A 12,271-nucleotide genomic window follows, 5' to 3' on the forward strand; every position below is an offset into this window, starting at 1 on the left:
CGCCCAATCCAAGTCGATCAGGTGCAGGAGGCTCTCGACAAACCCCGTCGTCTGCCGCAGCGCCATGCCGAACAGTACTTTCATCGTCAGACATGTCTGGATCGCAGCGTCACTGTAGTCGGGCTGTCGGCCACGTTTTCCGGTCGGCGCAGCCTCCCAGGTCATGGTGGGATCGAACCAAATCGTCAGCGAGCCACGACGCTTGAGCGCTTCGTTATAGGCGGACCAGTTCCTGGTCTTGTAGGCGAGGGGTGTCGGTTTACTCATACCACACAGCTACCATGCTGGATTCACAAGATGAATCCCTCATGGGATTTGTGCAACAGAGCCAGAAGACGCGGCAAAAGAAGGCGCCTAAGTCGAAGTAGCCCATCTCATGAAAAGTAAGTCAAAGGCCCGCTTCATGCGGGCCTTTCTTTTTGCCCTTTTTTCAAAAGGTGTGCATGGTTATCGTCCAGGTGCGCATGGTTATGCCTCCCCACTCTCAGCCCCTTATAAATTATGAATTAAAAACAATGCATTATGCGGCGGCATCACGGACGCGAATCATATGGCTTTGCGCCCTTATGACCCATCCACACAATTGCATACCGACTTAACTTGTGGTGAAAAACCGTTCACGAACAAGCTGTTGGGGATGTAGAACAGTGACCTTCTAATCAGGATGTTGGGGGTTCGATTCCTCCCGGGATCGCCAATCTCACACCCCAAAACGCAGCTTGAACCGATGGGCCCATCGCGCATACCCTGCAGCAACGCAGCAAAAGGGGCATCCATGTTCTGCACGGACAACACGCGGGTAAACCCATAATGCGCCGCCCCTCGGTCTTTTCCTTGGCGGCGGTGGCCGCGCTTGCGGCCTTGCTCGCTCTCGGCAGCCTGACCTATTCCCAATCGCTGGACCGTTTGCTGGGCGACACCGCGCGGCGCGGCGAAAACACGCTGACCCTTGCCGAACTCGCCTTGCGCGGCCAGATGGAGCGTTTTGAACGCTTGCCCGAATTGATCGCCGATGATCCTTTGGTCAAAGCCATCGCCACCGACCCGTTGAACCTGATCACCGCCGATGCCGCCAACCGCTATTTGCAAACCATCCAAACCCTGCTGGGCGCGTCCGATATTTACTTTATGGATGCCACGGGCATCACCCGCGCCGCCTCTAACTTTGACGCCGAAAAACCCTTTATCGGCGGAAATTTTGCCTTTCGCCCCTATTTCCGCGACGCGATCAATGGGGGCGAGGGGCGGTTTTACGCGCTTGGCACCACCTCTGGCAAACGCGGCTATTATTTCGGTGCGCCGGTGCGGGTCGCGGGCGACATTCGCGGCGTGCTGGTCGTGAAAATCGACCTTGATCTGGTTGAAAAGGCGTGGCGCGGCGCGGATTATCAGGTGCTTGTCACCGATCCCGAAGGGGTGGTGTTTCTCTCCTCCAATCCCGGCTGGCGCTTTACCGCGCTTACTCCGCTGACCCAAACGCAGCGCGCGGCTTTGTCGTTGCACCGCCGCTACGCTGATTTGCCGCTGCCCGCCTTGCCTGTCGCGGCCAGCCACCAACAGGCCGGCCAACACCTGCTTACCTTGACCGAAAGCGGTACCACCCACGAATATCTGATGGTTGAACGCCCCGTGCGCGAGGCGGATTGGACCATCCGCGTCATGCTTAACACCGCCGCCGCGCGCACGCAGGCCCTCAGCCTTGCGTTTGTGGTCATGCTGGGTCTGGGGCTTGCGGCGATGGCGGGGGCCGTGGTTTTGCAACGCCGCGCCGCCTTGCGCGACAGCTTGCGGCTGCAACTGGCCGCCCGCGCGCAGCTGGAACAGCGCGTCACCGAACGCACGCGGGAATTGGCAAAGGTGAACGCGACGCTGGAAGGCGAGGTGGCCGAACGCATCTTGGCCGAGGATAATTTGCGCCGCGCCCAATCCGATCTGGTGCAGGCCGGAAAACTGGCAGCCTTGGGTCAAATGTCCGCCGCCCTTAGCCATGAAATCAACCAACCGCTTGGCGCCGCCCGCACTTACGCCGACAACGCCTTGGTCTTGATGGACCGCGACAGATTGCCCGAGGCGCGCCACAACCTAACCCGCATCCTGTCCCTGATCGACCGCATGTCGTCGATCAGCGGCCATCTGCGCAGCTTTGCCCGCGCCCCGCACCAAAAACTGCGCGCGGTCGATGTGGCAGAGGTGGTAGAGGCGGCGATTGAAATCACCAACCCCCGCCTGCGCGCCGCCCGCGTCGACCTGACCGTCGATTTGCCCCCCGATTTGCCCCATGTCCAAGGCGGGCCGGTGCGGCTGCAGCAGGTTTTGGTCAACCTCCTTACCAATGCCGCGGATGCAGTCGAAGGCACGGCAAACCGCCACATCGCCATCACCGCGCGCGCCACGCCAACGGGCCTGCGCATATCGGTGCGCGACCACGGCCCCGGTGTCGCCCCCGGCCTGCCAGACCGCATTTTCGACCCGTTCTTTTCGACCAAAGGGGTGGGCAAGGGCCTTGGCCTTGGCCTGTCGATTTCCTACAATATCATCCGTGATTTTGGCGGCAACCTGTCGCATGGCACCCCGGATGATGGGGCGGGCCAAGGCGCTGAATTCATCATCGACCTGCGCACCGCCATCCCCGAAAACGCGCCCGAAATTGCGCCGGAAAACGCGCCAGAAAACGCCGCGCCACAAACCACCACACAGCCGGAACAGGCCGCATGATGGGCCCGGTGTATGTTGTCGATGATGACCCCGATCTGCGCGCCTCCACCGCCCAAGCGCTTGATCTGGCGGGCCTCACCCCCCGTGAATTTGCCAGCGCCGAAGATATGGCAGATCTGGTTGGGTTCGGCTTTCCCGGCGTGGTCCTGACCGATATTCGCATGCCCGGCATCGACGGTTTGACCCTGATGAACCGCATCCACGCGATTGACCGCGAGGTGCCGGTGATCCTGATGACCGGCCACGGGGATCTGCAACTGGCCGTGCGCGCCATGCGCGAAGGGGCGCATGATTTCATCGAAAAACCCTTTGCCGCCGGCCAGTTGACCGAGATTTTGGCCCGCGCCCTTGCGTACCGCCGTTTGGTGCTGGAAAACCGCACTTTGCGCGCCGCCGCCGGGCAGGTCGATGATCTGGAATACCGGCTTGCCGGGCGATCAAACGCGATGATTGATCTGCGCCGCCGCATCCGCACCTTGGGCCCGACCGAGGCGGACGTGCTGATCATCGGCCCCACGGGCGCTGGCAAGGAACTTGCCGCCCGCGCGCTGCACGACCTGTCACCCCGCGCCGCCGGGCCGTTTGTGGCGATTGATTGCGCGGCACTGCCCGCCGATCTTATCGAATCCGAACTGTTCGGCCATGAAATCGGCGCGTTTCCCAGTGCGGTGCGCGCGCGTTATGGCAAATTCGAACATGCACAGCGCGGCACCGTTTTGCTGGATGATCTGGGGTCCATGCCGCTTGCCGTGCAGGCCAAACTGCTGCGCGTGATCGAAAGCCGGGTGGTGACGCGCCTTGGCTCCAACGACACCTATCCGCTGGATGTGCGTTTCATGGCCACCAGCCGCGCCGATTTGCACGCCGAAGCGGCGGCAGGCCGGTTTCGCGATGACCTTCTTTACCGCCTCAACGTGGTCACGCTGCACGTCCCCCCGCTTGATGCCCGCCGCGAAGATATTGGCACTCTGTTCCTAAAACTGGTGGATGAGGCGGCAGGCCGCCACCGCCGCGACGCCCCCCCCGTGCCGCCGCTGATGATCGCGCGCCTCACCTCCCGCGATTGGCCCGGCAATGTCCGCGAGTTGCGCAACGCCGCCGATCGTTACGTCCTCGGCCTTGAAACCGCAGGCCACCCCACAGACGCGCCCCCCCAGCGCCTGTCCGACCGCGTGGCCGATTTTGAACGCCGCGAAATCGAATCTGCCCTCTCCGCCCATGCAGGCACCCTGCGCGCGGTTTATGAAGGCCTCGGCCTGTCGCGCAAAACCCTGTATGAAAAGATGCAAAAACACGGGCTGTCCAAATCCGATTTCACAGATGATGGCGACACCGCCCCCGAGTAAGGCCGCGCCCCCGAATAACGCCGCAAATGGGGGGGAATCGGTACACCCATCCCCGCATATGTCCCCAAATCCACCCATCCCCGCGCCAAATCGCCCCCCCCGGTCCCCAAACCCCCATCATCCCCCTTGATCTCACCCCCCCGCCCGCGGTCCTTTACGCAGGCTCGCCGCAGGATCACATATCCAAACGGCACGACCTCGACACAACCGAGGCACGCAAAAACCATTCATGGGGAGGAAAACATGAAATTCAACCTACTCGCGGCCACCGCCGCTGCTGTCGCCCTGACATTCTCCAGCGCTTCCGCGCAGGAAATGGATAAAACTGGCTGGCCCGCCACCATGACCATCGGCACCGCCAGCCAAGGCGGCACCTATTTCATCTATGGCAATGGCTTTGCGTCCTATATCGCTGAGGCGTTGGGCATCTCCGCAACAGGCGAAGTGACCGGCGGCCCCGTCCAAAACGTGACACTGGTGGAAACTGGCGATCACATCATGGGTCTGGTCACAATGGGCCCCGCCTATGACGCATGGAACGGCAAATCCGAACTGGCACCCGGCCTTGAACACCGCGCCATCCGCGCTTTGTTCCCCATGTACCAAACCCCGTTCCAAGTGGTCGCGCTGAAATCCAGCGGCATCACCTCGGTGTCCGATCTGGCAGGCAAGCGCGTGTCGGTTGGCCCCGCAGGCGGCACACCGGGCACCTACTGGCCGCAATTCATCTCCGCTTTGGGGGTTGATGCGACCATTTCCAACGCAGGCGCCGCCGATGCTGTCGGCCAACTCGCTGATGGCTTGATCGACGCGTTCGCCTTTGCGGCTGGCGTGCCCATCTCGGCTTTTGCACAAATCGCTGCGGAACAAGATGTCGTCATGTTCGGCTTTAACGACGCCGAATTGCCAAAAATCCTTGAGGCGTTCCCCGCAATGGCCCCGTTGACCATCGCATCGGGCACCTACGCAGGCCATGATTACGACCAAAACACCGTGGCCCTGTGGAACTTTGCCATTGCAAACGAAAGCATGCCCGAAACACTGGCGTATGAAATTACCAAATTGGCGATGGAAAACCCAGACCGCATGTCCCAAATCCACGCCGCAGCATCCGAAACCCTGCTGGCAAACTGGGATAAAAACAGCTTCATGCCGTTCCACCCCGGTGCGGTGCGCTACTTCACCGAAAAAGGGATCACCATCCCTGACAACCTGAAGTAACCAACCCTAAAACGCTAAATCGGCCCGGATGAAACCCTCATCCGGGCCGTTCCAACCGCAGCGGCAAAAGATCGCGCGGGCCAAAAAACCAACACGTCCGGGGGGGACCAACCATGACCACCGATCAAACCAAACCCGATCTGATCGCAGACGGTGTCGACGCCGAGGTGTTCACCGCCAACCAGCGCCAGCCCATCGGGCACATGGCTCTGATCGCGGCCACCCTGTGCGTCCTCTACAGCGGCTTTCACATCGCGGTCATGAACCTGTATCCGTTGGAACCCTGGACCTACCGCCTCATCCATGTGGGCGGCGGCTTGGCCCTTGCGTTCCTCCTCTACTCCTCCAGCACTTATGCCAAAACGCCCACCGAACAGCAGGCGATGGCCAATAAATCCTACCTCCTTTTGCTTGCGCCGGGTGCCATTGCCGTCACGCTGGCCTTTGTGCAGGCCGCGGCGTTTTTCATCACCGATCTGGGCGTCGATCAGGCCGCTGGCAAAACCGCAATGGTTGCCAGCTACGGCTATCCGCTGATTGGTGGCATCGTCTGGCTTTTGGTTATGGGCTGGTTTGTGCCGGGCCGCGACCGCGCCCGCATTGACCCCACCGATGCATTCCTTGCGCTGGCCGCAATCACCGTGGCCTTGTACATCATCTATCACGCGCCGTTCTTGCGTCTGCGCGCGGGCACCGGGTTGGCCAAAGACGCCGACATGCTCACCTCCATCGCGGGCGTGATCTTGATATTGGAGGTGACGCGCCGCCTTGCGGGCCTCGCCCTTGTCATCATCGCGGGGGTGTTTATCCTTTACAGCTTTGTCGGCCCGTGGCTGCCGGGCGTGTTGCAGCACAAAGGCTATTCCGCCTCGCGGTTCTTCACCTACATCTATACCGACCAAGGCATCCTTGGCCCAACCACCGCCATTTCCTCCACCTATATCATCTTGTTCGTGGCCTTTGCCGCGTTCCTACAGGCCAGCCGCGTGGGCGAATATTTCGTCAACTTCGCCTTTGCGGCGGCGGGTGGCCAGCGCGGCGGCCCGGCCAAAGTGGCGGTGTTCGGGTCCGGCCTGATGGGCATGATCAACGGCACATCGGCGGGCAACGTGGTCGCCACAGGGTCGCTCACCATCCCGTTGATGAAACGTGTCGGTTACAAACCCCAAACGGCCGCGGCGGTAGAGGCGGCTGCATCCTCGGGCGGGCAAATCTTGCCGCCCATCATGGGGGCAGGGGCCTTTATCATGTCCGAAATCACGGGCATCGCCTATTCCGAAATTGTCATCGCAGCGATCATCCCAGCGCTGTTGTACTTTGCCAGCGTGTTTTTCAACGTCGATCTTTACGCCCAAAAATATGGGATGAAAGGGTTGCCGCGCAACGAACTGCCGCAATTTTCCAAACTCGCGAAACAGGTCTATCTGTTTTTGCCCATCATCATTCTGATCGCGGCGCTGTTCATGGGCTATTCGGTGATCCGCGCCGGCACGCTTGCCATGGCCGCAGCCGCCGTGGTCAGTTGGCTCACCCCCTATAAAATGGGGCCAAAGGCGATTTTGTTCGCGCTGGAAATTGCCACCAAAATGTCGCTGCAACTGGTCGCGGTGTGCGCTGCCGCAGGGATTATCGTTGGCGTCATCGCCCTCACCGGGGTTGGCACGCGGTTTTCGTCGCTGTTGCTGGGTCTGGCCGATCAAAACCAGATGGTTGCGCTGTTTTTCGCCATGATCGTCTCTATCGTGCTTGGCATGGGCATGCCCACCACGGCGGCCTATGCTGTGGCCGCCTCTGTGATCGCGCCGGGCCTTATCCAAATGGGCATTGAACCCCTGACCGCGCATTTTTTCATCTTTTACTTTGCCGTGATGTCCGCAATCACCCCCCCCGTGGCGCTTGCCGCCTATGCGGGGGCTGCGATTGCCCAATCGGACCCGATGAAAACATCTGTGGAAAGCTTCAAGATGGGGCTTGCCGCTTTCGTCGTGCCCTTCATGTTCTTCACCTCGCCCGCCCTGTTGATGCAAGGCACTTGGCTAGAGATTTTGCATGTGGTCGCCACCGCTGGCCTTGGCATCTTCCTTTTGTCCAGCACGGTCCAAGGCTGGTTCTTTGGCCAGCTTTCCACCGTGCTGCGCGTGGTGTTGATGGTCGCCGCCCTGTCGATGATTGAGGGCAGTTGGTTTACCGATGTCATCGGCTTTGGTGTCGCGGTGGCGGTCTGGGCGTGGCAAAAGAAATACGTCACTCCCACCACCCTCGCGCATGGTTCTGATTAACGCGCGCAAGCGGGGGCAAACAAAACGGGGCGGCAGATTATTCTGCCGCCCCTTATCATGTCGCAGGGATGAAATCGCGCTCCAAACCCTAATATTTGGTTAACAAAAAACCCGATACGCAGCGTTTTCAAATACTTACATGCCGCATCGCGCGCGATACCGCAGCCTTATTCCGCAGGGTTCGCACGCCCCACCGCTTCCATCTCCGCCACCAAAACCGCCTCTTCCTCCGCCTTCGGCTTGGAAAACCGCGCAAAAATCAGATAGGCGACGGGGGTCAAATACAGGGTCGAAAGCGTCGCCAACCCCAAACCCCCCACGATAATCCAGCCCAACGCCTCCCGCGCCTCCGCGCCCGCACCCGCCGAATAAATCAACGGCAAGCCCCCCAAAACGGTGGATGCCATTGTCATCATCACAGGCCGCAACCGCACCGTCGACGCTTCAAAAATCGCGTCGCGCACCGATTTTCCTTGGTCGCGCAGCTGGTTCGCAAATTCGACAATCAAAATGCCATTCTTGGCCATAATCCCTATCAGCAACACCAATCCGATCTGGCTGTACACATTCAAACTGCCCCCCGTGGCCAGCAGCGCAAACACCGCGCAGGCCAGCCCCAGCGGCACCGTGGCCATGATAATCAGCGCCGAAACAAAGCTTTCAAACTGCGCGGACAGCACCAGAAAAACGATCACGATCGCAAAGGCAAACACAATCACCAACCCCGACGCGGTGTCGGTCAGGGTCGCCGCCTCGGCCAGCGGGATAATCCGCTGCCCTTCAGGTGCCACCTCTGCCGCAATCTCCAACACCCGCGCGTAAGCATCGCCCAGCGACAATTCCGGCGACAGGCTGGCCGAGATTTCGACCGCCCGCATCTGGGTTTCACGCCCCAATTCGGGGGCCACGGCGCGTTCCTGCAGCGTCACAAAACTCGCAATCGGAATCATCTGGCCGTTGCCCGCCTGCACGAAAATCCGTTCCAAATCGCCGGGGTCATTCACCGGGTCGGCGGTCGACACCATCTTGATGTCAAAGCTGCGATCATCAATGAAAACCGTGCCCACGTTGCGCCCGTCCAGCACGGCCTGCAACGCCTCACCCAGCCCGTCGATGTTCACGCCCAGATCGGACGCGCGGTCGCGGTCCACCGCGATGAACAGCTGCGGCTGCGTGGTTTCATACCCCAAGGTGACGCGGCCAAAGGCGGGGTTTTCCTCCATCCGTTCGATGATTTTATCGGCACTTTCGGCCAGCCGGTCATAATTTGTGCCCGTCAGCGCGACGGACAAGCCCCGCCCCGCACCGCGGATTCCCAGCGAATTGGGCTGAATAGCAAAGGCCTGCACTCCAACAACGCCTGCCACCATCCCGTTCAACTGCCCCACAATTTCCTGCTGGCTGCGCGCGCGGTCGCCCCATTTTGCCAGCGTCATCACCACAAACCCGCGATTGTCCGCCCCGGTGCCCGCGATGGAAAACACATTCTCAATCTCGCCGGAGGCGCGCAAGGGCGCGATCAAATCCTCAATCTCGCGCATCTTTCCCGCTGTGTAATCCAAAGACACCCCTTGCGGCGTCGTGACCCGCATCAGCGCAAGCGAGCGATCTTCGGGCGGGGTCAATTCTTGGCGGATGGACCCGAACGACAGCCCCGCGACCAGCGCAAACGCCACAGACACCGCGACCACCAACAAAGGCACCGACAAACACGCCCGCAGGCTGGCGGCATAGATCGCAGCCAATCGGTCGCCCAGCCAAATCATCGGCCCGCGCGGCGCGGGGCCGCCTGTGTGCCCCTTCAGCATCTTGCTGGCCAGCACCGGGCACAGCGTCAGCGCCACCACCGATGACAGCAAAACCGCCATCGCCAATGTAAAGCCAAATTCCCGAAACAAGCCCCCCGTTTGGCCCGGCAAAAACGACAGCGGAATGAACACGGCGGCCAGCGTGGCGGTGGTGGTAACAACCGCGAAAAACACCTGCTGCGTGCCCAAGACGGCGGCGGCGCGCGGGCCCATCCCTTCAGACCTGCGGCGCACGATGTTTTCCAGCACCACAATCGCATCATCCACCACCATGCCCGTGGCCAAAACCAGCGCCAGCAAGGTCAGGATGTTGATCGAAAACCCCGCCAGATAAATCGCGGCCAAGGTGCCGATCAGCGACACGGGCAGCGTCACGGCGGGAATGATCGTGGCCCGCACATCGCGCAAAAACAGATAGATGATCGCGATCACGATGCAAATCGCGATGATCAAGGTGTTCACCACCTCATTGATCGACCCGTTGATGAACACCGCATCATCGCTGGTCACAAAAACGCTAATATCTGCAGGCAACAGCGGCTGCAATTCCGCCACCACAGCCCGCACCGCTGTTGAGATTTCCAGCGTGTTGCTTTGCGCCTGCCGGATAATCCCAAGGCCAAGGCCGGTTTGCCCATTCGCGCGCAGAATGCTTTCACCGGGTGCCGGTCCCAGCGTCACGGTCGCCACATCGCCCAAGGTGATGCCGTCGCGCAGGGTCAACGCCTCGAACGCCGCCGGGCTGGTCACGGTGGCCGTGGTCCGCACCACAATGCTTTGGCTGCTGGATGATAGCGCGCCTGCGGGCGCATCAAAGGCCACGTTGCGCAGGGCGTTTCGCACATCGGCCAGCGTTAACCCCCGGCTTGCCAGTTGCATCTGATCAATATCAACGCGAAACACCGCATCCCGGTCGCCATAAATTTGCAAATCGGCCACGCCGGGAATGGATACCAAACGATCTTCAATCACGTCTTGCGCGAATTGGGTCAAATCCTGCGCACTGCGGCTGCCCGATGTTACCGCAACCCGCATCACCGCTTCGGCATTGGCATCGGCCTTGACGATTTGGGGGTCATCGGCCCCATCGGGCAGGTCGTTGGAAATGCGGCCAATCGCGTCGCGCATATCGGTCGCGGCCACGTCCAGATTGGCATCATCGCCAAATTCAATCGTCACCCGGCTGCGCCCGAACCGAGAGGAAGATGAGATGGATTTGACCCCCGACACCCGGCCCGCCGCCCCTTCGATTTGGGCCGTGATCTCGCGGTCGATCGTTTCGGGGGATGCGCCCGAAAAGTTGGTGGTGACGGTGATCACGGGGCGGTCCACATCGGGCAATTCGCGGATTTCCGCGCCAAACAACCCCGCAAGCCCGGCCAGAATAATCATCGCCGACAGCACAAAGGCCAATATCGGGCGGCGCACGAACAGCGCGGTTGATGATGCGAGGGCGGATTGTGCGGTGATGGCCATGTGCTGCCTCCTATCCGCGCGGGGCGGGTTCTGTGGTTTGGGCTTGCCCGCCTGTGGTTTGCCCGTCTGTGGTCTGCACCTCCACCTCGGCACCCGGGCGCAGGTTTTGCACGCCTTCGGTCACGATTTGGGCGCCGGGGGCGATGTCACCGCTGATCAACACCGCATCGCTGTTGCGCTGCATGATGGTGATTTTCTGCTTGGCGGCTTTGCCCTCCGTCACCACCCAGACAAAGGGGCCATCGCTGCCCCATTGAATGGCAAGCGGGGCGACTGACGCAAACGCCTCACCCGTAAAGGACAAGGTGATGCGAAACGCCATGCCCGCGCGCAAACTGTCGTCGCTGTTGTCCAGCGCCGCTTGCAATCGCAACGTGCGGCTGGCGGGGTCCACGCGGTTGTCCAGCGCTGTGACAGTGCCGCGCAGTATGTCTTGTGGGCGGGCAAGCGGGGTGGCTTGCACCGCGTCCCCCAAGGCGATTTGCCCCACAAAGCGTTCGGGCACCCGAAATTCCACCAGAATTTGCGACCGATCGTCGATCTGCGTGATCTCGGTCGTGGGGGTCACTTGGTCGCCATTGGTCAGCGCGATAATGCCCACCCAGCCCGAAATGGGCGCGGTGATTTGGCGGCGGGCCAGTTCAAATGTCGCTTCTTGCAGGTCCAATTCGGCGCTGCGCAGGGCCAGGGCCGCGGTGGTGCGCTGAATGGCGGGCACGGCCGCGCCAAGGGCTGTCACGCGGTCAACCGTATCTTGGGCATCTTGCATCAAAAATTGCGCGCGTTCCAATTCGATTTGCTGGATATCGCTTTGCAAGGTCGCAATCACGCTGCCCGCTTGCACATAGGTGCCCGATTGCGCGCCAAGGCTGGACAAAACGCCCGGCACTTCGGGCAGCAAAGTGACACTGTGGCGCGCTTGGCCGTCGCCGATCGTGGTGATTTCATCAAACAGGTTATCACTGGTGGCGGCCATTGCGATAACTTTGGCAGGCCCTGCGGCACGCCTGCCGGGACCGCCTGATGCGCCACCTGCGGGGGCGTCTGCCTGCGGCACCGTGATGCCAAAGGGGGCCAGCAGGCCAAGCCGGTCCAGCACGGGCAAAGCGGCGGGAATAAAAGCTATCAGCCCGACAAACCCGACCACACAAACCGCCAGTGTTATCAGCACTTGTTTCAGTATCGACATGACCGCACCCCGTGATCCACCCCAGATTTTTGCGAACCGCGATGGTCACGTTCCAAATATAGCGCGTAAACCCCGCCAGAAAAGGCTTTTCATGCGCGTGGGTGTGGCCCACACCCACGGCCGGGCGCTGTCAGAGGTGGTCCTAGTTCTTCGACCACATTGCAGCCCTTTTAAGGTGGATCATGGTTTCATTTCAGGCTGCCATTCTCATAGGTTCTGTTTTGCTCGCATAGGCCT

The 12,271-nt window shown here is 60.9% G+C and carries 7 protein-coding genes; 4 read left to right on the forward strand and 3 right to left on the reverse strand.

Features of this window, described 5'->3' with window-relative positions:
- The coding region (locus BMY36_RS17855; RefSeq protein WP_175469292.1) for a transposase at positions 1 to 267 on the reverse strand (267 nt) is incomplete at its 3' end.
- A 543-nt stretch (positions 268 to 810) separates the two neighbouring features.
- Between BMY36_RS17855 and BMY36_RS17860 the strand changes: the two genes are divergently transcribed.
- From BMY36_RS17860 to BMY36_RS17875, 4 genes are all read left to right on the forward strand, one after another.
- Positions 811 to 2,715 (forward strand): sensor histidine kinase, encoded by a 1,905-nt coding sequence (locus BMY36_RS17860; protein ID WP_074819029.1) that lies wholly within the window; start codon positions 811 to 813, stop codon positions 2,713 to 2,715.
- Entirely contained in the window at positions 2,712 to 4,061 is a 1,350-nt protein-coding gene (locus BMY36_RS17865; protein WP_050519397.1) for a sigma-54-dependent transcriptional regulator, read from the forward strand. The genes BMY36_RS17860 and BMY36_RS17865 overlap by 4 nt, the downstream gene beginning before the upstream one ends.
- A 243-nt stretch (positions 4,062 to 4,304) precedes the next feature.
- Entirely contained in the window at positions 4,305 to 5,282 is a 978-nt protein-coding gene (locus BMY36_RS17870) for a TAXI family TRAP transporter solute-binding subunit (RefSeq protein WP_050519205.1), read from the forward strand.
- A 113-nt stretch (positions 5,283 to 5,395) separates the two neighbouring features.
- Positions 5,396 to 7,561 carry a TRAP transporter permease gene (locus BMY36_RS17875; protein WP_050519204.1) on the forward strand — a complete coding sequence of 722 codons (2,166 nt, stop codon included), beginning with the start codon at positions 5,396 to 5,398 and terminating at the stop codon, positions 7,559 to 7,561.
- 167 nt (positions 7,562 to 7,728) lie between these two features.
- Here the strand turns inward: BMY36_RS17875 and BMY36_RS17880 are convergent, their stop codons facing one another.
- Positions 7,729 to 10,845, reverse strand: coding sequence for an efflux RND transporter permease subunit (locus BMY36_RS17880; RefSeq protein WP_050519203.1), 3,117 nt, complete (start codon positions 10,843 to 10,845; stop codon positions 7,729 to 7,731).
- A gap of 10 nt (positions 10,846 to 10,855) precedes the next feature.
- On the reverse strand, positions 10,856 to 12,034 hold the full coding sequence (locus BMY36_RS17885) for an efflux RND transporter periplasmic adaptor subunit (protein WP_050519202.1): 1,179 nt from the start codon (positions 12,032 to 12,034) through the stop codon (positions 10,856 to 10,858).
- Positions 12,035 to 12,271: the final 237 nt, after the last annotated feature.

It is taken from the genome of Pseudorhodobacter antarcticus, assembly GCF_900110135.1.
GTDB lineage: Bacteria > Pseudomonadota > Alphaproteobacteria > Rhodobacterales > Rhodobacteraceae > Pseudorhodobacter > Pseudorhodobacter antarcticus.

Excerpts from the sequence above, each read along its gene's own strand:
- BMY36_RS17860 (WP_074819029.1), top strand. The coding sequence starts at position 811 with ATGCGCCGCCCCTCGGTCTTTTCCTTGGCGGCGGTGGCCGCGCTTGCG.
- BMY36_RS17865 (WP_050519397.1), top strand. The coding sequence starts at position 2,712 with ATGATGGGCCCGGTGTATGTTGTCGATGATGACCCCGATCTGCGCGCC.
- BMY36_RS17885 (WP_050519202.1), bottom strand. The coding sequence starts at position 12,034 with ATGTCGATACTGAAACAAGTGCTGATAACACTGGCGGTTTGTGTGGTC.
- BMY36_RS17875 (WP_050519204.1), top strand. The coding sequence starts at position 5,396 with ATGACCACCGATCAAACCAAACCCGATCTGATCGCAGACGGTGTCGAC.
- BMY36_RS17880 (WP_050519203.1), bottom strand. The coding sequence starts at position 10,845 with ATGGCCATCACCGCACAATCCGCCCTCGCATCATCAACCGCGCTGTTC.
- BMY36_RS17870 (WP_050519205.1), top strand. The coding sequence starts at position 4,305 with ATGAAATTCAACCTACTCGCGGCCACCGCCGCTGCTGTCGCCCTGACA.